Consider the following 24,344-nt stretch of genomic DNA (forward strand, 5'->3'; position numbering starts at 1 on the left):
TTTATTTTTATATGGAATAACTGTCTTGAATGAGAGCCTTCACGACACGCTTCACGGTATCTTTGGCCGCTTCTTCGATGGAAGAATTTGCAGCAACCTCGATTGGCAGGAAAGCTTGACCAATGATATCTTGCGCAATGGCTTGGTCGTTGTCGTTCGTAAAACCTGCAGGTACTATCGCAAGAAGTCCCGCATCGTTCAGCAAAGTGGCATAGGCTACGATTTGCCGTAAAGATTCTCCTGAGCGGTTATCAATCAGCATCGTATGATAACCTCTTGCCACGAGCCGTTTCTCGATTTCCTTGGCGAGTACCGAATGGTCCAGACCGGAACCTTTGAGCCAGATCGTTAAAGGCTGCTGTCCTTTTTGCTGGGCGCGAACCTCTCTGGTAATTTCGGTATCGATCCGGTTGACATTGTCAGAGCTTTGAAGAGCTTCGTCAATAACACCGCAAGCGGAAGTCATATTCGTTACGCGATCGATGAGTATAAACCCACCGATGCTTTTATTTTTTTCAAACTTGTCAAAAACAATACTATCCGATAATGAGAATTCGCATCTAGCCAATTCATTCTTCACTACATGATCGGCTGTAACCGTATTGCCTGTATTAATATCAATTTTGTGTTTAATTCCCGTCACAGTGCCGGGAAGAATCTTCGTGCCTACCTTCACCAGAACATCTTTGCCCGGCGTCAGGACAGAATCATCCATCCAAAGAATCGTGGAGCTAAAGCTGTCTGCCTCTTGGAGCTCATCGTCCTTCGTAAACACGCAACCCCGCGATACGTCGACTTCCCGGTCTAATTGAATCGTAACAGGCTGCCCCGCATGGGCCGAATTTCGGTCTTGGTCCGTTACTAGGATTCGTTTAACCTTCGCCTTCTCATGGCTAGGCAAAGTAATCAATTCGTCGCCAACTGCGATGCTGCCGGCTTCAATCTGGCCTTGGAATCCGCGGAAGGTGTGGTCCGGACGGCATACCCGCTGAATAGGCATCATGAATGGTTTCACGTCATCGCTTGCATGAACTTCAACACTCTCCAAATACGGCAGCAAAGCATGACCTTTGTACCAAGGCGTATTTGGCGATTTCGTCGTAATATTATCCCCTTCCGTTGCGGAAACGGGGATCACCTGAATGCTCTCGAACCGGAATTCAGTGGTGATGCGCGCAAATTCTTCTTTGATTGCGTCAAATTTATCCGTATCGAAATCCACCAGATCCATTTTGTTTACCGCCAATACCAGATGCTTAATCCCCATAAGGGCGCAAATCCGGGTATGGCGCTTGGTTTGAGTAATAATCCCTTTCGTTGCGTCCACCAGAATAACGGCAAGATCGGCAAAAGAGGCGCCTACGGCCATATTGCGCGTGTATTCCTCATGCCCCGGCGTGTCCGCTACAATGAACGAACGGTGATCCGTCGTGAAATACCGATAAGCCACATCAATCGTAATCCCCTGCTCGCGTTCCGCAAGCAGCCCGTCGAGAAGCAAGGAGTAGTCAATTTTGCCGCCGCGGCTTCCCAGCCTGCTGTCTAACTCGAGCGCTCTCTCCTGGTCGGCGAACAAGAGCTTAGCCTCGTAAAGCATATGTCCAATCAAGGTGGATTTACCGTCATCCACGCTTCCGCAAGTAATAAATTTAAGCAGACTCTTCATCTTAGAAATAGCCCTCCCGTTTACGTCTTTCCATGCTTCCCGCTTCTTCCTGGTCGATCACCCTTGTTGTCCGTTCGGAGGATACCGCACCAAGCGTTTCTTCAATGATTGCATCCAGCGTGTCTGCTTCTGACGGTGCACCGCCAGTAAGGGGATAGCAGCCTAATGTGCGGAACCGCATCTTTGCCATTTCAATCTTCTCGCCCGGCTGGAGCTTCATCCGCTCATCATCCACCATAATCATCTGCCCGTCACGGTTGACGACAGGCCGTTCTTTCGCGAAATAGAGGGGAACAATATCAATGTTCTCTCTGCGAATGTATTGCCAGATATCCTTTTCCGTCCAGTTGGAAATCGGGAATACGCGAATGCTCTCGCCCTTATTGATTCTGGTGTTGAACAGCTTCCACATTTCCGGCCGCTGATTTTTCGGATCCCAGGCGTGGTTCTTGTTGCGGAATGAGAAAATCCGCTCCTTGGCGCGCGATTTTTCCTCATCGCGTCTTCCGCCGCCGAAAGCAGCTGTAAATCCGTATTTGTCCAAGCCCTGCTTCAGTGCTTGGGTTTTCATAATATCCGTATAGGCGGAACCGTGGTCGAACGGGTTGATCCCTTGCTCGATCCCTTCCTGATTGGAGTGAACAAGCATTTTGATTCCGAACTCTTTCGCCTTGCGGTCGCGGAATTCAATCATTTCTTTGAACTTCCACGTTGTATCGATATGAAGGAATGGAAACGGCGGCTTCTCCGGATAAAATGCTTTCAACGCCAAATGCAGCATCACGGAGCTATCCTTACCGATCGAGTACAGCATAACGGGATTTTCACATTCCGCCGCTACTTCTCTAATAATATAAATCGCTTCAGCTTCGAGTTGATCCAGATGTGTTGTTGCATCTATGGAATCAAGCGTCAATTTGTCCATGAAAAAGTGCCTCCCTTTAATCCTTACTAAATCTATAGGCTATATTTTATATCGTATCAGATTTTCACTTTGTTGCAAAGTGGAATAAAGTATTTTCTTTTATTTTTTTGAGACGCTTGTTTTCCTAAAAAAGGAGGACGCAGCCGTATGCAACCAAGATTGTATGATTCCATTGTAGGAAAAAGAAAACCCTTGTGCACAAGGGTTTTGAGTCATTTCATTATGTCAGAGCTGTCTCTCCGATTCCTTTTCAACGAAATCAATCGACCAAGCGACAAGCCACGGACGCTGATCGCGTGCTTTCTCTGGAATCCAATAACACTTATCGATAAATCCTTCGCGTGGCGACCAGACGAACACGCGCAGACCAACCTTCACGATATCTTCTGGTTCGCCTTTGCCGCGCGGGTATGCCAGCGTGACTACAATTGATTCCGTTTTCGTCGTCTTTTTCTCAACCGTGTACGAGAATGAGGCGTTACCTCCGATTTCGAATATATTATCGATCCCGGCCTTCACCTCGGCCTTGACCGTATCGTCACGTGACTGCAGCTCGGTGGTCACGGACTTAAGCGTATATTTTGTCTCGCCGCTCTCTGTCCATTCGACAGGCACGTTTACAATGCTATCGGCATACTCAGGCGTACCGTTGAATCGGCCGAGCCAAGTCTGATAGGAATTCGTATCCGGTTTGCCAGGGAACGAATCGAGATTCTTTTTCATGTCGAAATCAATGCCGGCATCGGAAACCGTGAAGGTGTAGACAACAACGCCAGGGATTTCTTGCCCCGACCAATCCTTTAACTTGAACGAGTAACGCGTAATGACAGGCTTGAGATAAATGTATGTCGATTCGTTCTTGCCCGGAATCGGTGCAATGATTTTCTCGAATGTCTGCGAGATCTCGGAAGTCGTCTGCGTTTTACGCGTCAGTTCTGAACCAAGTTGGAACGAACCGAGCAACGGGAATCCTTTATCGCTGGATTTTCCGCCGATTTTCAACTGTACGCCGATCTTAATCGTAGCCGTGACAGAAGTCTGTAGAGATGTGGTGTAGCCGAACTGGAATCGGGATACGCTATCTCGGAAAGGCTGTCCGTTGAGGATATATGGAGGTGGACCTTCAACCACGCCTATTAGCGAACGAAAATCGCGACTTACCGGTTGCTGCAATGTCGAAAAATCGTCACGTACAAGCTCATCTGACTCCCAGCGTGCGACATACAGTGATGACTGTACGTTATGATAGTTGAAAACATACCAGATTTCTTGACGTAGTTCAGTCGCAGAAATGGCACGTACGTATGTAAACAAGCCGTAGTGAGCCCATTGCGGGTAACGTGCGTATCCCTCATTCAGTGACTCGGCTATGTACCAAGTTTTGGACTTGACGCAATATTCCTTCTTCTGTTGCGGCTTCCAGCCGACCCACGTCTTTCGATGCCATCCGTTGACAAGCATCTGAACAATCTGGCCATGATTTCCTCCTTTTGCCGATCCCGCGGCGACAGCGACGAATTCCGCTGAACCGCGAAACTCCGTGTGCTCGATAATATCGGTTACGTACAATCCCGAACCCGAACCGCCCGTTTCATAGTTATAGATGCCGGACCAAACATTCCAGTACTTCGTTGCCATTGCGTATTTCAGGCTTGGCGAGCCGGACTGGTCGACGAAAGCGCATATACTGATATTTCCAACGTTCCTCCATTCCTCGCGAACCTCGCTCCCCCATGTCTGACCGTCATCTGACCAGGCAACCACAGCCTTGTCTTCTCCACCGTGATGACGACTGCCGAAAACAAACATTCGCTGCCCGATGGATGCCGCAGAGATCTGGCGCTCTCCATCAACTATAAAGCCGTCGAAAAAAACGGGGGCTGTCCAATTTTCTCCGTCCATCGTCGAGGTTCGCGCAACACTGCCGCTGCGATTCGAGAAGAAAACATACATGACGCCAGCATGCGTGCATGCTGTGAAAGACATCACATCCGCCTTACCATTAATCGACACCGGCTGATTGGGGATGACGGGCTTGTTCGACCAAATGACCTCAATGCCGGATCCGGCAGAACGCGTCTTCGTGCAGGCGATCCGCGTCTCATGACCGGCGTGCTGCGCTATGCGCTGCATAAAGAAAAGATACGCATGATCGTTGTAGCAGCAACCAGTAACAGGGGATTCCCCTGTCTGCCAGGGGCTCGAGTTCTCAAGGTAATGCTCCGAATAATTTGCCATGGAATCTCTCCTTGTGACCATTTTTCTAAATAAGAGTAAAGCGAAATATAATAGATGTATATTAACTAAAGTTAACCAAGCTTGAAAAAAACACCACCACTATGGTCCACCAATGAGAAAAAGACAATCCACTTGAGTCAGTGGATTGTCTAAAACTCGTGATAAAGCTTTATCAGCGCATCTTCTCGATTCGCCAAACCTAGCTCCGGCTATGATTATATAAATCCAAAACCCAGAATCGTAAATCGCTTGCCCTCATGTCCAGCGGCCATTCTGATCTCCACCGTATGCTCGCTGGATTCAGATTCCCGGTACAGAATCAAGGCGTGGCAGCGCGTCCACTCGACTGTATGGGATTCGGCCACTCTCGCAAGCTTTCCATTAACCCAGATTTCGGCGTTTCCGAAATCATCGCTTCCGGAATTTTTATAAATAAGAAGAAGGCTTTTGCTATGAATCGTCATAATAAAGCTCTCGCTTCTTCCGGTTGTCGGCGTGTGCATCCAATTGTAAGGGAATTGCGGAGTGCCGGTTGGATGATCATCCATTTCCGCATACTGCAATTCGGAATCAGATGCATTAAAACCGCCTTCCGAGAAGCTAGCTATTTCCTGGTAATTGCTCCGGTCCAGCAATTGAATATGCGCAAAATCTTTGCCGTAAACAGGCGGCTTAGTCAGAACGATATCCTCTTCATTTGGAGCATGACGGTCGGTTTCATAAAAAAGCCAGCTTAAACAATCGGCCATGATGCGGTGCCCCGCGTTGGTAGGATGATAAATGTCGCTGAAAAATTGCTTCTTGGAGATAACATGGCCCTCTTCTCTTGATTGGTAAAACTGTTCCGTCACCGCATCCTTTATGCTTACCATGGGCAGCCCGTAATGCTTGCCGACAAGGGAAAGGCGGTCCTGCAGATTCCAATCGTTCTCGAATACGCTGAACAGCAAAGCAACTGCTGGTCCATTGTCGGCGGCTAGAGCTTTCAGTACGAGACTTTCGTAACAAACCCCATTTGTTTCATCGTCGGCGTCGTTGACCGCAAACTCGACGATAACAATATCCGGCTGAACCGCGCCATCTCTCCGAACATCGCGATCATAACGAATCATTCCCAGTTCGGAAGGCGTTCCTCCCAATCCCGCTTTGATGAAGTGGATGTGATCGCCGCCGTCTTTGCCAAACCTTTCTTTAAAAGCGGTATAGGTCAGGTAAGCATAGCAGGCGGTATGGAGGGGCTCCGCTCCTGCCCCATGCGTGATGGATCCGCCAATAAAAGCTAGGGTAACGTCATCGCCTCGCTTCGCCTTTGCAATTGCGGCTTTCAGCCTCTTATTATTGCCTTTGTCAAGCAATGATCTGGCAATCATTTGGCGATAATTCTCCGTGCTAAAATCATTCTTTGCAGCATTTGCGGATTCTATCATCGTGATTCACCTCTCATCGGTTCGATTGTACTGCGTCAGCGCTTTAGGACGGATTCACTTTATAGCTTGGATCCACGATGGCCCAGAATGCAGGCTTCGCATGCAGCTGCTTGTCAAACAGAAGCGGCGCTTCGGTCCGCGTGACCGGAAACGTGCTTAGCCAGGTATGATTATCAGCGATCCCCCAGAACACGACAGCGCTGACCAGTCCGGCATTGGACTTCAATGCTTCGAATAACTCCCTGTAGCGCTGTGCCTGCTTTTGCAGGATATCTTCCGGCACGGCAGCTCCGTAGTCGGTCCGGTCGTTCCAGTTATAGACGCTCATATCAAGCTCGGTAATCTGGTTATCGAGCCCCAGCTCCCTGAATTTTTTCATAGAGTCAACAATGTTCGTAACCGACGGGTTATAAACGCTGATGTGTGTCTGATGACCAACACCGTCAATCGGAACACCTTTCCCAAGCATCTCTTTCACAAGATCGTACAATCGATCCCGCTTCTTCGGATCATCCGTTCCATAATCGTTAATATACAGCTTAATCCCGGGACCGCCAGCCTCTCTTGCAGCACGGAAGGCAGTCGCAATATAGTCGGTGCCCGTGATTTTGTACCAATTGCTGCTTCGCATGCCGTCCGGATCCGCTGGCTCAATCACTTCGTTCACGACATCCCAATATGTAATGTCATCCTTGTAACGGCCAACAATAGCCCGGACATGAGTATCCAGCCGGTCCAGCAGCAGCCTCTTATTAGCTTCCCGCTTCTTGGGATCGGTCTCATCCGTCATCGGTTTGCCGTCAACGTCTTTGAAGAACCAGTCCGGCACCTGACTATGCCATACAAGCGTATGGAAACGGACCGCCATGTTATTGGCCTTGGCGAAAGCGACAATCCGATCCGCTTCATTCCAATTGAATTGGCCCTCTGCCGGCTGGATCGAAGCTGGCTTCATCACATTCTCGGCAACGAGCATATTTATTTGCTTTTTCATTAGATCAGCCGATAATCCATTCAATTGGTTTGGCTCAATGGCAGCTCCGATAGCGAAATCATTTTTGAAGGTATCCGCCAGCGACGGTATATCCATCTGTACGGAAGGCACAACTTCTTCAGCCGGCTGCTTCGACGGCTCTGCGCTGCTCTCCGGCTCTTCCGGAGCAGCAGTTGCTGCCTGATCAGTTGATTGAACGTTGGCTACGGTAGTCTGACCAGGTTCTCCGGACTTGTTCAACACCAGTATCAGAACAATGACGATAAGGATAGCCGCCGGCACAATTTTGCGTATACGAAACATTGGCAACCCGCTTTCTTGTGAAATGAGAAAACCTCTACCCTCGGCCTCTCGGTAGATGAGCGACCGCGTATAGAGGTAGGTTCTATCTCTAAATAAAACTCCCGTTCTCGACTGACATCGAAACCTTTTATCCGACGAGTCCGGTTCTTTCGATACTTTCAACAAAATATCGCTGTACGAACAGATATAAAACAATAAGAGGCAGTATCGCCAGCAATATCCCCGTGTCCTGTACCATACTCAAGTAGAACGGATCCTTGGCAGAAGCGTCATTGCCAAGAATAATAGAAAGGTTATAAGGCAAGGACGACAGCTGCGTCGACATCACGTCGCTCGAGGTGAGATAGGTGGTCGTGAAAAAGCTGTCGTTCCACTGCCAGACGAACGAGAAAAGCAGCACCGTAATAATAGAAGGAATCGCGTTAGGCAGCATGATGCGCAGGAACGTTTGACCAACGCTCGCTCCATCCATATAAGCAGCTTCTTCGACCTCCCGTGGAATGCCCCGGAAAAACTGCCGGAAAATAAAGATATATAATCCGGCTTTCAAGGAATTCGCCGTAATGGAGGTTAAGATAAACGGCCAGTAGGAGTTCAGTAAATTGACGGATTTTCCCGTAATGAGAGGAATAAGCCCCATCAGGCTGAAGTCCTTCAAATTCAGGTACATCGGAATAAGTATCGTTGTCGGCGGGACCATGATCGTCAGAATGACGCCCCCGAACAGCAGATTGCTGCCTTTGAATTTCAATCTCGCGAAGGCGTAGCCCGCCAGAGCGCAGGATATCGCAGTCAGAATTGTGGTGGTTGCCGAGAGCGTGAACGTATTCAGCAGCGTCTTCCAGTAATCCATAATGGAGATGGCATTCTTGAAGTTCTCGAGCGAATAATGCTCCGGAATCCATACCACAATCGGCGAGTAGAGATCCGTTTTTGCTTTTATCGCTGTCGATATTTTTTGAATAATCGGGTACAGGATAACAAAGGATAGTCCGGCAATCAGCACGAGTCTGACAAATGACCAAATCCAGCGCTTCCAGCTTTCAAACGATAACAATCGGGCCATAATCAATGAGCTCACCTTCTTTCTATTCTTGATAGAAGACCTTCTTCGAAACGATATAGGAGCTGACGAGCAGGATCAGCATAATAGACACAAAATATAACCATGCCATGGCCGAGCTAAGTCCGAAATCGAAGTTGGTAAAACCCGTCTCTTTAATCAAATCCGTCATCCCGTTTCTTGAGAACGAGTCAATAATGGTATAAATCATATTGACAAGAATAAGAGGGCTGACCATCGGAAAAGTAATCTTCCAGAACGCCTCGTAGCCGGTTGCCCCTTCCATCTTGGATGCCTCGTACAGCTGAGGGGAGATGGTCTGAATGCCGGCAAGGAAGATCAGAATCTGCACGCCGGATTGACTGACGATCTGGTAGATTCGCTCTACGGCGCCGGTCAAATAATCAACGACGCTCTCGCTGACGCCTGCGTCCATCATAAGCCCTGCCAGCTCGTAAGCGCCTAAAGCGTGAATGGCGCCGCCCGAACCCTGGTTCTGGTCATTAACGGCTTGCACGAGACTGGACGTCTCCAGAGTCATGATCACCCCCGATGCCAAAATGACCGGCAGGAAGAAAATCGAGCGGGCAATCGAGCGACCGATAAACTTCTGATTAAGAAGAACGGCCAGGAACAAGCTGAAAATGACGATCAGCGGCACGTTTACCACCATGTTAAGGATGGCTTCGGTTAATGTCCGGTTAAAGCTGGTATTCACGGTCAAGGCATTGATATAGTTCTCGAATCCAATATAACTGATCTTTATTCCGGATGAATTGGCCTCAATCTTGCTGAGACTGTAACGGAAAGAGTTGACCAGCGGAATGATAAAGAACAAGATAAACCCTAGCAGCCAAGGCAATACAAATAGGAAGCCTAACAGCGCTTTTTGCTCTGCATAGGTTCGATGCTTCATGCCAAGCTTTACTATCCGTTTCAAGATTGGTCACCACCCGTCAAGTAGCTCTCGGCTTCAATGCTTTTGCCTTCTACCGTCACTTGTGAGCGGTTATAGTTGACAATGACATACAAGCCGTTTCCGTATACCGTTTTATACACGCCTTGCTGCAGCTTCTCATGTCCGGTAATCGGCTCATTCCTCACATTTTTCAGTACCTTGTTAACTTCCTGGTACATGCCTGCGGCCTTATCCATCCACAGCTTATAGTTCACGGCGTATAGCTCGTTATGATCCGTATCCTTAACGGAATAGTTCGGTTCGTAAATCCATTCGAAATACACGTTAGAGCCAAATTCCAGGCACTTCAGAATATATTGCTTGTCGTTCGTATAGTTCGAAAGGTTATACGGCGCGCCCGTATATTCCACACTCCCGCGGATCACCATCTGATAGAACGGGATCTGTTCATCCTCCAGCTTGAATCCGCTATTGCCCATTGGAGCATTCGTGAGATCGGACAGGTACGGAAGCGCATAGGCGTTGCCGCCGTTACCCATCACTTGCAGCTTCTGATCCTTCAGCTTCGCCATCGCTGCTCTGGAAATCTCTTCGGATTCCGTCCTGTCGATCTGGTTATGCTTCCGGTAATCACTGTTTAGTTGATCGGCAAGATCCCTGACCGAGATACCGTTCGCATTAAACTTATTCATGCCTTTCAAGGTCGAATCTACGAAACTATCCACAAGCCGAGGCGAAACAATATAAGACGGAGACTTGGAAATATCTCGCCGGTTCAATGCCAAATCTGCCGGATATAGCGCTGCCGGATCCCCTCTTAGCGTTCGTGATGCCGATTTGGATTCATTAAAATCATTGCCGGTATTGGCTGTAAGAAACGCTACGTCCGGATAAAGGGTAACGCCGTTGCCTGACGCAAACGATGCCAGATCCTTCAGCCCTTGGCTTCCGCCAATTTCCCCGTCTACCGAAATCGATTTGGGCACTTTATGATCAAGTCCCCCGTTAAACCATCCGGCATATTTCAACTTAATATTATGAATATCCAGCTGCTTCATTTGATTGATAATAGACTTGGCTTCCTTGAAGGTCGTCAGTGTCTCTAGCGCACGGTAAGGAATGCCCATAAAATGCTTCTTATCCGAAATGCTTCCGTCCAGCTGGAGATAGAACGGAATATTCTCTCCATCTGCCGCTTTCTCCTGAACGGGCAGAGCCTTATTATTAACCAAGTACTCTTTATAGTAGCTGGCCATTCCTTGATAGCTGGCATCCTCTCCGCTCAGGAAAGCATATCGGACAACAAAGTCTGACTTCATCGGATTTTCCTGAAACTTCGGAAGCGAGCGCTGCTGGCCGTTCGCATCCAGCGTTACTTGACCTTTGTTGATGACATTAAAGCTCGGGTAAACATAGTTATAGCTGTTCAGCCTGCCGCTTATATCCGCATTAATCGTTGCAACAGACTCCCCTTGCTCAATAATGCCGAGGAAAGCGCCGTTCTCGCGGATGATACCGAATACCGGAAGTCTTACCGCTTCTTCCCTTGACGTATCTTCGGTTCTTGCCATCGTGTTGTCTTGGCCGTAGACAAGCTGCTGATAGGACGGATAACGTGTTTTCCCGCTGTTAAAGCGAATAAGCGCGCCAGAGCCATCCGGAACAAGCATCGTGCCCTTGTCCCCCGTTCCGCCTGCCCCAAAGAAATTTAGAAAAGAAACGCTGTTTACCGGATACTCTTCAGGATAATGGATGTCAGCCACCGGTACGGCAGCGACAAGACTGTTGCCATCCAAGGTGTATTTGATTGTCGCCTCGAATATTCTCGGGGCTGTTTTCTCCTGGGTGAAATGAAGCTCCTCCATATCCTTCTTCAGATCTTCCTCCGTATAACCTGCGGCTTCCAGGGCTTTCAGCGCCCGGTCCAGCTGCAGCCCGTTTAACGCACTGTCATTTCGTTCATAGGCCGTCTGTTCCTTATTTTCTTTATAGGCGATTTTTAACGCGCGCTGCCCGGTTTTATCCAACTTCTTGTTGGCGGCATCAAAGCGTTCTTTGCTCATCATCTTCGGCATATCTTCCAGCGTTTTCTCCACCTTGCCGAATTGATAGGTAACGCTGAGCCCATTGGGGAGCTTCTCCATGCTAATCTGTTTATTAACAACGCTGTCCGTATAGGAATTAATCGAATTAAGCTGCCCGAAATCATTGTAGAAATCCAGCTTAATCTGGGACGATAATAAATCCTTGTTCACGCCGGCGGCAATGGCGTCTTCGCTGCTCCCCGGGGGGTTGCTGCGCCAAACCTCTCCGCTTTGCTTATTAAGAATAGCAATAGCGCCAGTCTGATCATCCGCGAATAATCGAAGCTGATCATTCTCGGCAACCCCTTTCATGTCAGTAAAAAGGGGATCCGTGAAGGAAGCGCTCAGAGCCTTTCCCTGCGTAAATGTCATTGCGGCCTGGTCAGCTTCTCCCGCCTGCTTGCCCGAAGCTGAATCCGAGCATCCGGCAAGCAGGATCCCAACCAGACAGCATGCGGTTAGCAGGGCCATTCTGGCCTTATTCATCTTCTTGCCTCCTTTACTAACGCCTGAGCACGATTTCTTGGTGTATAACCTGCACAAACGCAACCATCTGCTGAATCAAACTAAAAAACAATAAACATAAGAAAGCCATAAATGCCATTGCCGCAATGGTGAGAATGATTGTTCCGATTGTCTTGGACGGCGAATATTGCTGCACGGTCATATTGCCGACAAACAGAAGATAGGCACACCAAAGCACGGACACATTACTGAAGAAATGGTAAAAGGATACTTCTTCGAGCGAAATAAGATTGCTCAGGCCAATCCAGGGAAATTGAATAACCAGAAGCGGAACCAGGGCAAAGCAAGTCGAGGTGAAAATATCGACAAATTTGCCTTCTCCGTCCATCAAGGTGGTCAGCGACCAATTGGCGATACACCAGAACAAGACGGGTACGATCACGTACAAGCTCTCCATCAGGCTGTTTATACTGTCCGGATAAACAATGTTGACAAGAAATCCGCTGTACTGCGTCTGCATAATCTTCATAACAATCAGCAGGAACAATATGGCAAAGGAAATGATCAGGTTCAGCTTCCGGCTGCGTTCGTATTTCAATTCCCAGAAGCCGTTGAAGGGATGCAAAATCAGATATAACGGATATTTATACAGCTCTCTGCTTAATAAAGGCAACCTTTTTCCCTCCTTTCCATTTCCGGTATTTGCTTATTCCGAACCAGCAGACAAGAAGCAAGAGAATACCTGTCATAATGCCCGGGAAGTATTCGCGAAGCACTTCTTTCCGATAGAGCAGGAATGCCTTGGAATACCCTTTTTGGTCCATGCTCTTCTTGAAATATTTCATGGCTTCATGATAATCGCCTTGACGAAGCAGTGCTTTGCCAATCCCCGCATAAGCAAATTCCAGATTGGCGTTCATACTGATTGTCTTTTGATACAACGTAAAAGCTTTGTCCTCGTCGCCATTGTAATAAGCTCTGACAGCCTCATTCAGCGTGCGGCCGTATTCGGTTGTCTGGAAGACGGTTATCTCGCCAAGTGCTTTATCAAGTACGAGGAATTCATCGCCAAGCCGCTCAATGGCTACCGGCGTATTGAATTGTCCCATTTGATTGCCAAGCCCGCCAAAAACATACAGCAAATGGCCATCTCCGTCATAAGTGAAAATTCTGCCCCTTTTGCCGTCAAGGATGGAATAAATCTCGCTGTCGCCAACATCTATATCGATCAGTCGGGACGGTCCGGTTGCGCTCATGTAGCGGATATCGCCCTCGGGAGCAAAGTAGCCTTCTCGCCGCAATATATCATTGCCTTGGGCATTCAGCTTTTTGACATTCCCGCTGTCCTGCCCGTTCGTTGCATAAATAAAACCTTCCCTGTCAATGTCCAGATTTGTGAACTCCGTCGGCGTAAACATAACCATTTGGCTTCGCTGCGCTTTGGTCGACAGCATCTTCCATAAGTAATCCGTTGGATTAAAGGAGACCCTGTTCGCGCCGACAAACGAGGTAAACGTGCCGTCCGGACTAAATTCCATAAAGCCGTCATAAACGCCGGTGGACATGACGTATATCCGCTGCGCCTTGTCGACAACAACCCGTACCGGCTGAAAATCGAATTTCTCGGACAGCATATCCGATTTGGGAGCCTCAATAACTTTTACCAGATTGTTGTTCTGATCCAGTTGAACAATCCGTTTATTGCCGGTGTCCGCTATAACAAGCTCTTTGCCTTCGGTAACGAACAACCCTTGAGGGTTATTGAAGGTCTCCTCTTTCCCGTCGCGGACAAACGAGCTGATCGTCCTTACGAGATGAAACTTGTCATCCAGCACAACGACCCGGTTATTGCCTGAATCCAAAACATAGATTTGTTTATCCGCGGTCACCTGAAAATCGCTTGGATCTTTGAAAGCACCTGCCCCCATGCTTTCCCCGTTCCACAATACGTTAGCCTGGTAAGCTGCCGGAGCCGCGGTCGTTAATCCCCAGTAAGAATAGTTATAGGATTCTGCGCCATCCGCAGCCCGCACCTTAGTGCCTCCCGTGCCTATGCCTAATAACAAGGTTAAGGCAAGGAGGAGGTACAATTTGTTCTGTATTCGCATCATGCTTCGCCCCCCTTCTACTCTTTCATCCCTGAAGTTGCCATCGTCTGGATGACACTGCTCTGGGATAGGATGAAGAGCGTAATTGGAACGACCATCAAAATAAGCGCAACTGCCGCGCCAACGCCTGCCCTGGCAATACCTCCAAGCGCGATTTGGCCTAATGCATAATGAAGGGTCTTCAGGTTCTCACTGTATATGAAGTTGCCTCCGTCAGAGCCCCACAGCATAGGGAATTGCAGAATCATAAGGGTAAGCCAGGCCGGCTTTACATTCGGCATAACGATTTGCCAATAGATCCGGTACTCGCTGGCTCCGTCAATCTTGGCGGCTTCCACGAGCGCGTCCGGGATCTGTTCCATGAACTGCTTCATCAGGAATAGTCCGAGCGGGAACGCAAGGGATGGAATAATGATCGATAAATGAGTATTAATCCAGCCTAGCCATGACATCATCATATAGTTCGGGATGGCCGTAACCGTACCGGAAAACATCAAGGACAGAACGACCGTCGAGAAAATAATCTGGGAACCCGGGAATTTGTGCTTGGCAAGCGGATAGGCTGCCGCCGACGCGAGCAGGATATGCCCAAACGTTCCTACAAGCGTAATAACGAGCGTATTCGCAATATAGCGCGACAGCGGAACCCAGGAATTGCCCATTAACGCAAACAAGTCGAAAAAGTTATCCAGCGTAGGATTATTAACCATAATCCGCGGCGGGAATATAAACAGCTCATCTAGCGGTTTGAACGCGTTGTTAATCGCATATACAAGCGGTATGGCCATAAACAGGCCAAATACGGCAAGGAGCAGAAATAATAAAAAGCTGACGGTAAAGGAGCGGTTAAGCTTTCTTTGCATTCGGAAAACCGCTGTCCAACTGTTCAACGTTACTCACCGACCTTTCTAAGCAGCTTCTGGGTCAGCTTGTTGGCACCCACCATGATCAGGAAGAGAACGGTTGCAATGGCCGATGCATAGCCCATTTCAAAACGGATCGTGCCATAATCCATCAAATGCGTGACGATCGTATGCGCTGCGTAGTTAACGCTCGGAAAGCCCGCCAAGGCAATGGAAACATCCGCAACGGCGAACGAAGCCGTAATTTGAAGAACTGCGCCGAATAACAGCTGCGGTCTCATGGATGGAAGCGTAATGAACCATAGCTCCTGCCACCGGTTACGGATTCCATCTACCGTACCAGCTTCTATCAGAGACCGGTCAATGGTCTGAAGCCCCGCGATAAAAGCAAGGAAGCTGGTACCAAGGCTTAGCCATAACTGAACGATAATGACGATGGTCAGAATATATTTCTCATTCGTAAGCCATTGAATCGGTTCCAGAATAAATCCGAATTTGATCAGGAAACCGTTCAAATAACCATACCGGTCTCCGGAAAATACGATCAGCCATATGAAATAGACATTTCCCGAGATGGATGGCGCGTAAAAAATCAAGGTCATAACAGCCCGGATCTTCGGAGACAGCTCATTGATTATCCACGCAAACAGAAAGCAGGCGAAATAGCTGATTGGTCCTGTAATAACGGCGAACATGAATGTATTGCGCAGGGCAACCATAAAGACATCGTCATTCAAGAACAGCCTGGAATAATTATCCCAACCAACGAACCTTGGAAATTCGAGCATATTGAAATAGAAGAAGCTAAGACAGATCGAGAATAAAACAGGAATGATCGTAAACAGGGTGAAAATAATCATGTACGGGCTCATCAGGATATAATAGTGCTTGTTTCTCTTAATCTCTTTGAACAATTGCGTCCATCTGGATACCTTAACCGGCTGCTGGACGAGATTGGGCCTAGGCACAGGAACGGATACGGATTGATCAGGCATTGATTTCACCCCCAAGCTAGTTCGGTAATTTAAATTCTTTTCTCTTAATCGCGATCTCGTCATTGATATACAAGAGATAATCCGATAATGCCTCGCGTGGATTCTCATTGCCGTTGACGACTTTGCGGAAGGCATTGTCCAGATGGCGTCCTGTGAAATATCCTCCCGGAACCTGAGGAATCCCCTCTACCCATTGCCACTGGCTTTCAAGATTCTGATAATCCTTCACCGGCCAAGGCAGCTCCTCAAGCGCTTCTATATTGGCAGTCGGATAACGAGCTGCCTCCCCGAGCAATCCTTCCATCTCGCGGCCATAAGCAATTTGCGTTTCCTTGCTGGTCCACCATTTCATGAACTCCCAAGATGCATCCTTATCCTTGGCATTCTCCAGCATCATCACTGCGGTTGTATGACTGGCCACTTCATGATTTACCGTGCCGTCAGGCATTTCCGTCCCCGGTACCATCGTAAAATCCCAGAGCCCCTTAATCTCGGGCGCCATTACAGCCAAATTGTTGTAAGTCGTATAATCCGCGATCCCAATCGGCATCTCGCCGGTACGGAACCGGTTCGGGAAATCCGCGATCAGCGGAAACTTATAGTTGGTATAGAACTGCGTCCATTTCTTAAAAACTTCCATGGAAATGTCCGAATCGAGCGCACTCTTCTTGTCATCATCCCTATAGAACTTGCCGTTATTCTGATAGAGCATCATCGAAAAGGTTGCGTTCGGTGTCAGATTCGCATTATTCTTTACGTCATCGATTGGAAGCCAGAATTCCATATTATGCTTCTGCAGCACAGAGATCATATTGTATACTTCCTGCCAGGTTTTAGGCGGTGTTAAGCCAAGCTCTGCAAGCACGTCTTTCCGGTAGAACAGCATCGGGAAGGTCTGCTGCTCCGGCAAGGCATAGGTGCCATTGCTGAATTCATAAGGAACCAACGCGCTTTCGTTGAATCTGGAAGCAACTTCCTTGAAGTCGGGGAATACGGACAAATCCGCCGCCGCTTTCCTCATCGCATAGTTGACCGGTACATCTTCCCCAATCTGCATGGCCACATCCGGTCCCTCATCGGCCAGCGTTGCGGGAAGCAGAATATTGGCCGGAACAAGCCTCAGCTTCACGGATATATTCGACTCCGGCGTGAAGCTCTCATCGATCATGCTCTTTAATACTTGGGCCTGGTCCCGGCCGGTCGTAATCCATACCGTGATCGACTTGCCGCTTTGCTTGGTATTGCCAATGCTGTCGTAATCCTCCGTGTAAGAAGCAACCAGTCCTCCGAGCTCATGCTTAACCTTTTGGAAGAAGGTCGCGCTTGCCCGCGGAAGCTTGGCTTCCGGAGATGATACAACTAAATAGTCCAGCGTAAGCGGCTGTACTCTTACGTTTAATATCCAAGTACCAAGTCCTCCGACATTAATCTTGAAAGCGGCCAGCCGTTTAGCAACCGTTTCAGGTTTGGCAGCCATCTCTTCAAGCTGATTGACCATCGTATGGAGAACCGCTACTTTATCGCTTTGTTCGCCTGTCGATTGTTCGAGATAATCGGCCACGCTTTTGATGGTAGCCGCCTGTGTCTTGAACACCTCCGTCATCTCCGGAATCCGCTTCTCCAGCTGGTAATCGCGGTAAGGATCAGGCGAGTTGGAGGTAATGATCAGAATCTTTCTGTATATCTCATTAAGCTGCAGGACGCTTGATTCAATCGTCTGGAGCAGCGGAGCGATCTCGCCCAGGGATACGGACAGACGGAGCTTATGCTTGCCTTTGGTCAAATGGAACAAATAGGGCTCATCGCCGCCCAAGACATCCATCTTCCAGTCCATATCGAAATTAAACGGAATCTGCTTCATTTCTTTAAACGGATATTCCCCGTCAATCATCAGACTGCGTGTGCTGTATACACCGCGAAGCTGATCCTGCTTTCTTTTTAATGCGATCTGATACAATCCATCCTCTTGTACATCCACATCCCACTCCAGCCACTGCCCCGGCAGCTTCCAGTTCACGCCGCCGATTGCGTTAACCCTGATTTTCGACACATCATACGGAATAACGGAAGGACTTGATTTGTCTGACAAGGGATATAGCGTCGGAGACGATTTTAGCACCGCGTCCTCTGCCTGAATCATCATATACTGGTCTTTCGCGGGCTTTAAGCCCTCCGCTTCATAATCCTTTTTTATATCCGCGTAGGACTTGACGGCCTGATCCTGATACAGCTCGATATAGTCGATGGCCATCGGCTCCCGGGAAGCTGTCAGCGTAAGCTTCTGCACACCCTTGTCGAAGTGGAACAAATAGGGTTCCGCATAATAGCCTTCACTGTCCATAAATGATTTGAGCTGCCAAGCCGGCTGCTCGATTTGCCTTGGACGGAGATCATTTCCCCGGTCGTCTCTCTGAATCCCGGCATCGCGGTTACCCCAAAGCCGGTCAAACAACAGATCTTCAGCTCCTGAAAACGGCTGCTCGTCATTAATCGTGAGCTTGCGTTCAATGGCGGAGCTTTTCCCCTCCATCGGGTAGTAATGAATCCGGATATTGTAGAGTCCGGCTTGCTCGACAGGAACGTTCCAGCTTATCGAGCCGGCATCCGGCGTCATAACGGCTTTCCCGCTCAGACCCTCCGGTTGATCGGCCACCTCAAAGCCTTCTCCAACGGTAGCGGCAAAGCTTTCGCCTTCTATTCGGATCACTTGAGACGGTCTGTCATCGGCAGAATAGCTTTTCAAATACTCGTTGTAGCCGCCTTTATCGGAATCCGTAACCGCCTGAAATCCGCCCATTGCCTGAGCGCGTCCGTTATGCGGCTGACCCGAAGGGTAGAACGCCCATATGGACAAAAAAAATACAAGTAGAACCAGTATGGCAATTCCGTAGCGCTTTTTGTTGCTCAACTTTTCTCCCCTCCTGCGGCAAGAGATTACGCTTTAGCAACAGTCCCCATTGTGAGGATTCTAATGGGGACTGTTGGCATTAGCTTTTAACGTTACTTTTTGTAAACCTCATCAATGGCAGCTTGAGCCTGCGCTTTATACTTGTCGATCACGGTTGACACCGAGTTTCCTGAAGTCAGTTCGCCGATCATTTCATAGTAAGGGAATTTAGGGAACGTAGCGCTGTCAAGCACCAGCATGCCTGCGCCTGCGTCGCGCGCGTTCTGGATATCCTTCTCATCCGTGAAGTTGCTCTCAAGCGACGCTTGATCCGCGTAATCGTAGATGGAATCGATATCGTTGATTTTCTCCCAGATGTATACCAGCTGATCCGGATTCTCGACGCTCTTCGGAATGGTCAGAGCCTGGAATGCTCCCTCGGCAGAGTGGTACGCGGTAGCGCTTGGCCCTTTCGGGAATGGTACAAAACCGATATCGTAGTCTTTCATATCCGTTTTCAAGCCGCCGATCTCATACATAGCCCCGGCATACATAAGCGTATTGCCTTGACGGAAAAATTGCCCCGGTTCCGTCCAGTCCCCGCCCTCGGTTGGGCGAGCCACTTTCTCGGTTGCCAGCTTGGACAGGAAGTTAAAGACTTCAACGGTTTTTGGATCATCCAGATTTTGCTTATCGCCACTCGTCAGGCTTGTTTCATTGGAGACGAGAGCAGGATCCATAAATCCGGCAGACGCAAGTCCCCATGTATCCAGCTTGCCGTCATTATTCGTATCCTTGTTCGCGTCTTTCGCTACTTGAGTAAAGGTATCCCAGTTCCAATTGTCCTCGTTCACGTAATCCTGAGGAGACTTGATACCAAGCTTGTTAAGGAGGGTACGGTTATAGAAAATACCGGTAATCAGGTTGCCTTGGCCCTCGGAGAAGGCGTAGCCTCGGCCGTTGTACGACATGAATTCGGTAGCCTTTGGATTAAACACCTTTGTGTTTTTCGTGTATTCGTCAACCGGCCATAACAGATCTTGCTGAACCAGGGAAGGAATGGTGTAGTTTTTGCCCAGTCTCACAATATCGCCTAGCGGTTCACCGGCAAGGAGCGATGCGACAACTTTTTGCTGGTATTCGCCGTAATCAACCGCTACGAATTCCATCTTGAAGTTATGCTTCTTCTCAAGCTCCTCCAGGTTCTTCTTGCGCTGGATATTGTCCGGATTGTCCTCTCCGATGGTCATATCCCACCAGGAAACGACCTTGATCGTTCTGCCTCCCATGTCGAAATCCATCTCCGGAGACGAAGTATCCTCTTCCGCGCTGCCGGTATTATTCGACGCTGCGGCATTATTGGAGGCTGTGGCATTATTGCTTGCTGTCGCATCGGCATTATTGCCGTTCCCGCTTGCATTGCCGTTGCCGCCGTTGCCGCCGCTTCCCCCGCTGCATGCCGTTAATGAAGCCGCTAACATCAAAGTCGAAAGCATCATAATCGTCTTTCTTACTCTCACATTGGTCCCCCCTAAATTGGTTTACAGGAAAAAGTGTAGCGCTTACATTTCCGGTCAACAACCCGCCAGCAGATAGGTCAATGACCTGTCAATTTATAGGTTTCGAGGAATAATGCGGGCTCCCGGGATGCATTGTTGCGAAGAGGTAAACAAATGGATGATGGATAAAGAAATGCACATTGTCACCTGCTGGGGTCATGAACAATAATAAAAACCATAATCCGTCAGAGACAATCCTACGGAAAGCGAGGTTCAGCTTTATGTATAAAGCATTACTTGTTCAGCCCGACAAGATTTCGAGAGAGGAAACCAGACTGCTGCTTCCATGGGAGCAGCATGGCTTCCAGCTTCATGCCTATGCGGATTCTCTCTCTGACGCTCAAGCTCTTCTTGGCACTCGGATGTTCGACCTCATTCTTATAGATCTTAAACCTTCACAGGCTGCGGGAATGCAGCTCTGCGAACAAATCCGCGAGCTTAGCCGTGTCTCTATTATTCTTTTGGGAGGCAGTCATGATTTCCAGCTGCTAAGAAAAGCAATGGCCTTTCAAGTAAGCGATTACATAGCGGATCCCGTACAGCCGGAAGATCTGGCTGCCAGCTTGTGCAAGGTAAAGAAAGAGCTTGACCTTCAATCCGTTCACTCCAAACGGTTAACCTTAAGTTACGAGAATAAAAGAAGCCGGAATCCATCCATCATTGATCTCGTCAAGCAATACGTCCAGGAGCATATGCATGAGAATATTACCTTGAAAAAAATCTCGAACATGCTGCATTTCAACTGTGCCTATCTTGGCCAGAAATTCAAAGACCAGGAAAACATGTCGTTTAACGAATATCTTCTTCAGCAGCGAATGGAGAAGTCAAAGCTCCTTCTGGAGAAAACGGATATGAGGATCTACGAGATTGCCAATGAAGTAGGCTACACGGAAATTGACTGGTTCTATAAGAAATTCAAGGAATACACGGGAGCAAGCGCTAATGAGTACCGCAAGCAAAGTACGATCTATGCCTAATGAGTTTATAGGAATCTTTATTTCGGTAAGCGCTTGCAAACGATAAAAAACCGGACATGTCTTTGGACTTATCCTTAAGTCCCGGACTTTGACCGGTTTTTCCCATAGGTCTCATTGAAGCCAGAACAAAAAGCTTTCCGAATTAACGGAAAGCTTTTTGGCGCTGCGCTCGTTTACTTTGTTCCCGACAACTTCAATAGGCCAAAGCCGGAAGTGTTCGTGTAGGACAGCCCTGTACGGTCATTCCAAATCGCCACGCTGTCACGATCCCCATCGCCGTCTTCATCGTTGTTCACCTGAACATCATAGCCAATGATGTCCCCGGCTGCCGGAGGCGTGCCGTTCCATTTAATGGAGGCTTCTACCAGATAACCATCAGCGGTGCGTTTTACCGCAGATACCAGATTTCCGCTTAAAGAGCCGGGATTCACGCTTTGCTCGTTGTCAAAGTTGATCCGGTATTGCCCATCATCCGCTTGATAGCTCGCAGTTGCAGCTTGGTTCTGATCGATGAATATTTCTACAGAGTCCTGCTCCCACGCATTAGGACTTTTCTTGGATAACAATGAGTCCGTCACTTCCGCAAGAATATATAAACGTCCTCCATCCCAGAGCGTCCTAACCTTTGCCGTAGCCCCGTTTGTTCCCTGCACCCAGCGGTCTGTCGTAATGACGTTTGCCTTGCTCCAGAGGGAATCTATATTGCCGTCAACAACGGGCGATCCCATTGGAGCTTCCGTATATTGCGGACCTTCTATTAAGGTTAAAACGCCATATTTGGACGTATCGGCATCTTGCGACCCCGTTCTGTCGTTCCAGGAGGTTTTTGTTACTGTGCTGCCCGCCTTATCGACAATGCGTACATCAAATCCTAGCTTGTTATTCAGCGACAGGCCATCAACCGGAATAGCCGCTTCAATCCGGTAACCGTCGGCTAGCTTAACGGCTTTGTAATCAGCAGGCTTACCCGGATTTGCTCCGCTCCGGCGGAACGTATATTTCTTGTCATCCGCTTCGTAAGAGGTTGTTTTACCGTTATTGCCGTCGATGAATACTTCTACCGCATCATTTCCGTTCGTGCTTGGATCCGTCACGTCAACCGTAAGATAAAGGTAGCGTGAATCCCACAGCGACTTGAACTTGGCGACAGCCGTTCCTTCGCTCTTAACGGAGACGTAAGGCGACCTGTTCCAGGCATCCTCCAGCTTGCCGTCAATTTCCGCAACGGCATTTGCCGCCGATGTATTCTGAATGTCTACCGGAAGCCTGCTTGGATCTACCAGTGCCCAATAGGCATATTTCGCTTGAAGCCGTTCGTCGAACAGCAGCGGCCAGTTATTGCGGTCGACCGGGAAGGTGCGCAGCCACGTATTTAAATCGTCCTTGCCCCAGAAAATAACGGCGGTCAGCTGATCTGCGTGCTTCCTGAATACATCGAAAATTTCCTTATACCGCTTCGCTTGTTTTACTTGAAGCTCCAATGGGAATGTCTCGTAAGCATCATTGTCATTGGTATAGACGCTCATATCCAGCTCTGTTATTTGCTGCTCAATATTCAAATCCGTGAACGCCTGTATCATGTCATCGAGCTCTTGAACCTGCGGATACTCAATGCCGATATGCGTCTGATGGCCAACGCCGTCAACCGGAATGCCTTTATCCTTCAGACGTTTGATTAAGTCATGCAAATCCTGCCGCTTCTCCGGCATATTCGTATTATAGTCATTGATAAACAGCTTCGCATTTGGGTCCGCTTCATGCGCGTATTCGAATGCCTTCTCGATAAATTCTTCTCCCGCGATCTTATACCATAAGCTGTTGCGGAGACCGCCCGGCTGTTTATCGCCTGGCTCAAGCACTTCGTTCACAACATCCCATGCGTAGATCTTGCCCTTGTAACGGCCAACGACAGCGTCGATATGACGCTTCATCCTGGCAAACAGCAGCTCTTTGCTTGCCAGGTTTCCATTCTCATCGTAGAACACCCAGCTTGGTGTCTGAGAATGCCAGATCAGCGTGTGACCGCGCATGGCAATACCGTTCTCCACCGCAAAATCAACAATTTTGTCCGAGCGCGTGAAGTTGAACTGCCCCTCCTGCGGCTCCGTAGCATCCCACTTCAGCTCATTGCCGGCAGTTAAGCTATTGAAATGCTTTTTAACCAATTGAGCATCCGGACTGTTCGGATCTTCGATTTCATTAACCAATACGGCCGTTCCCAGCTTGAAATCATCGGCAAATACATCCTTCAAGGACGGAATATCCTGCTGGATAACGATAGGTTCCGGTTCTGGAAGCTGTTCGATCGAAAAATCGTCTACATAAAAATCCAGTGTCGGGTTAGAGGATGCTTCAAAATAAACGGAGAGGCTTTGTATCGGCTGCTTCAATTGATATTGGCCGCTAAACTTTACCCAACCGTCTCCTGTAACATTCCCGGAGGTAACCCCTTCATAATTCGTAGTTCCGTCCGTTGTACGCTGAACCGTCATCGATACCGATGAGGCAGCTGTTCCTGCCGGAAGCTTGACCCACGCGGCAAGTGCATAGGTTTTCCCTTCCGTCATCATGGAGGTTACATCGAGCTGCGGGCCATTCCAGCCTTGCGATCTGCCCGTTACCTGAAGACCGTAGGACCCGGTGTGAGCAGCGACTCCCGAGGCAGACAGCACTTCATTGCCTCCGCGTCCATGCCAGCCTTGGACCGTGCCGTCTTCAAAATCCGTTGTCAATTTCACCGTACTTGCTGCCGCTTCCGCCTGCTTCGGCAGCATGCTCAAGGACAAGGAAGCCAGCATCACAGCAATGGCAAGCACGCCTGAAAGAGAGCGTTTCAAACCTTGTTTCTTCATTAATACACCTCACCTTTCG

General features: G+C 48.7%; 16 protein-coding genes. 1 reads left to right on the plus strand and 15 read right to left on the minus strand.

The features are described from left to right. Window positions 1-7: 7 nt before the first annotated feature. From PGL01S_RS00685 to PGL01S_RS00750, 14 genes are all read right to left on the minus strand, one after another. Window positions 8-1,666: a GTP-binding protein gene (locus PGL01S_RS00685; protein ID WP_127490651.1), complete on the minus strand. Its 1,659-nt coding sequence runs from the start codon at window positions 1,664-1,666 to the stop codon at window positions 8-10. A 1-nt stretch (window position 1,667) separates the two neighbouring features. Continuing rightward, window positions 1,668-2,591, minus strand: a complete 924-nt coding sequence (cysD, locus tag PGL01S_RS00690) for a sulfate adenylyltransferase subunit CysD (protein ID WP_201002135.1) — start codon at window positions 2,589-2,591, stop codon at window positions 1,668-1,670. A 225-nt stretch (window positions 2,592-2,816) separates the two neighbouring features. After that, window positions 2,817-4,829, minus strand: a complete 2,013-nt coding sequence (locus tag PGL01S_RS00695; RefSeq protein ID WP_127490652.1) for a hypothetical protein — start codon at window positions 4,827-4,829, stop codon at window positions 2,817-2,819. 215 nt (window positions 4,830-5,044) lie between these two features. Then, a complete protein-coding gene (locus PGL01S_RS00700) occupies window positions 5,045-6,199 on the minus strand; it encodes an SGNH/GDSL hydrolase family protein (RefSeq protein WP_307719620.1) in 1,155 nt (384 codons plus the stop codon). Between the two features lie 100 nt (window positions 6,200-6,299). Further along, a complete protein-coding gene (locus tag PGL01S_RS00705; protein WP_174806506.1) occupies window positions 6,300-7,553 on the minus strand; it encodes an endo-1,4-beta-xylanase in 1,254 nt (417 codons plus the stop codon). Between the two features lie 127 nt (window positions 7,554-7,680). Continuing rightward, the gene (locus PGL01S_RS00710; RefSeq protein WP_373864141.1) at window positions 7,681-8,619 is read right to left on the minus strand and encodes a carbohydrate ABC transporter permease; all 939 of its coding nucleotides are present in this window, start codon (window positions 8,617-8,619) and stop codon (window positions 7,681-7,683) included. 22 nt (window positions 8,620-8,641) lie between these two features. Further along, window positions 8,642-9,556: a carbohydrate ABC transporter permease gene (locus PGL01S_RS00715; protein WP_127490655.1), complete on the minus strand. Its 915-nt coding sequence runs from the start codon at window positions 9,554-9,556 to the stop codon at window positions 8,642-8,644. Then, on the minus strand, window positions 9,553-12,105 hold the full coding sequence (locus PGL01S_RS00720; RefSeq protein ID WP_127490656.1) for a DUF5696 domain-containing protein: 2,553 nt from the start codon (window positions 12,103-12,105) through the stop codon (window positions 9,553-9,555). Before PGL01S_RS00720 ends, PGL01S_RS00715 begins: the two co-directional genes overlap by 4 nt. A gap of 16 nt (window positions 12,106-12,121) precedes the next feature. Beyond that, window positions 12,122-12,757: a YIP1 family protein gene (locus PGL01S_RS00725; RefSeq protein WP_041613544.1), complete on the minus strand. Its 636-nt coding sequence runs from the start codon at window positions 12,755-12,757 to the stop codon at window positions 12,122-12,124. Then, a complete protein-coding gene (locus PGL01S_RS00730) occupies window positions 12,729-14,195 on the minus strand; it encodes a hypothetical protein (protein ID WP_127490657.1) in 1,467 nt (488 codons plus the stop codon). The genes PGL01S_RS00725 and PGL01S_RS00730 overlap by 29 nt, the downstream gene beginning before the upstream one ends. A gap of 14 nt (window positions 14,196-14,209) precedes the next feature. After that, window positions 14,210-15,055, minus strand: a complete 846-nt coding sequence (locus PGL01S_RS00735; protein WP_127490658.1) for a carbohydrate ABC transporter permease — start codon at window positions 15,053-15,055, stop codon at window positions 14,210-14,212. A 29-nt stretch (window positions 15,056-15,084) separates the two neighbouring features. Next, window positions 15,085-16,050, minus strand: a complete 966-nt coding sequence (locus PGL01S_RS00740; RefSeq protein ID WP_127490659.1) for a carbohydrate ABC transporter permease — start codon at window positions 16,048-16,050, stop codon at window positions 15,085-15,087. Window positions 16,051-16,066: 16 nt separating this feature from the next. Beyond that, on the minus strand, window positions 16,067-18,958 hold the full coding sequence (locus PGL01S_RS00745; RefSeq protein WP_174806507.1) for an extracellular solute-binding protein: 2,892 nt from the start codon (window positions 18,956-18,958) through the stop codon (window positions 16,067-16,069). 92 nt (window positions 18,959-19,050) lie between these two features. Further along, window positions 19,051-20,457, minus strand: coding sequence for an extracellular solute-binding protein (locus tag PGL01S_RS00750; RefSeq protein ID WP_174806508.1), 1,407 nt, complete (start codon window positions 20,455-20,457; stop codon window positions 19,051-19,053). Window positions 20,458-20,717: 260 nt separating this feature from the next. Between PGL01S_RS00750 and PGL01S_RS00755 the strand changes: the two genes are divergently transcribed. Next, window positions 20,718-21,473 carry a response regulator transcription factor gene (locus PGL01S_RS00755; RefSeq protein ID WP_127490660.1) on the plus strand — a complete coding sequence of 252 codons (756 nt, stop codon included), beginning with the start codon at window positions 20,718-20,720 and terminating at the stop codon, window positions 21,471-21,473. Between the two features lie 173 nt (window positions 21,474-21,646). Here PGL01S_RS00755 and PGL01S_RS00760 read toward each other — a convergent pair whose 3' ends face one another. Beyond that, complete coding sequence (locus PGL01S_RS00760) at window positions 21,647-24,325, minus strand: endo-1,4-beta-xylanase (RefSeq protein ID WP_127490661.1); 2,679 nt, start codon at window positions 24,323-24,325, stop codon at window positions 21,647-21,649. Between the last annotated feature and the right edge of the window lie 19 nt (window positions 24,326-24,344).

Origin of the sequence: Paenibacillus glycanilyticus NBRC 16618 (assembly GCF_004000805.1) — a bacterium.
GTDB lineage: Bacteria > Bacillota > Bacilli > Paenibacillales > Paenibacillaceae > Pristimantibacillus > Pristimantibacillus glycanilyticus.

Coding starts and splice junctions, on each gene's coding strand:
- PGL01S_RS00710 (WP_373864141.1), bottom strand. CDS start 8,619: ATGGCCCGATTGTTATCGTTTGAAAGCTGGAAGCGCTGGATTTGGTCA.
- PGL01S_RS00705 (WP_174806506.1), bottom strand. CDS start 7,553: ATGTTTCGTATACGCAAAATTGTGCCGGCGGCTATCCTTATCGTCATT.
- PGL01S_RS00695 (WP_127490652.1), bottom strand. CDS start 4,829: ATGGCAAATTATTCGGAGCATTACCTTGAGAACTCGAGCCCCTGGCAG.
- PGL01S_RS00760 (WP_127490661.1), bottom strand. CDS start 24,325: ATGAAGAAACAAGGTTTGAAACGCTCTCTTTCAGGCGTGCTTGCCATT.
- PGL01S_RS00720 (WP_127490656.1), bottom strand. CDS start 12,105: ATGAATAAGGCCAGAATGGCCCTGCTAACCGCATGCTGTCTGGTTGGG.
- PGL01S_RS00685 (WP_127490651.1), bottom strand. CDS start 1,666: ATGAAGAGTCTGCTTAAATTTATTACTTGCGGAAGCGTGGATGACGGT.
- PGL01S_RS00740 (WP_127490659.1), bottom strand. CDS start 16,050: ATGCCTGATCAATCCGTATCCGTTCCTGTGCCTAGGCCCAATCTCGTC.
- PGL01S_RS00735 (WP_127490658.1), bottom strand. CDS start 15,055: ATGCAAAGAAAGCTTAACCGCTCCTTTACCGTCAGCTTTTTATTATTT.
- PGL01S_RS00700 (WP_307719620.1), bottom strand. CDS start 6,199: ATGATTGCCAGATCATTGCTTGACAAAGGCAATAATAAGAGGCTGAAA.
- PGL01S_RS00755 (WP_127490660.1), top strand. CDS start 20,718: ATGTATAAAGCATTACTTGTTCAGCCCGACAAGATTTCGAGAGAGGAA.
- cysD (WP_201002135.1), bottom strand. CDS start 2,591: ATGGACAAATTGACGCTTGATTCCATAGATGCAACAACACATCTGGAT.
- PGL01S_RS00730 (WP_127490657.1), bottom strand. CDS start 14,195: ATGATGCGAATACAGAACAAATTGTACCTCCTCCTTGCCTTAACCTTG.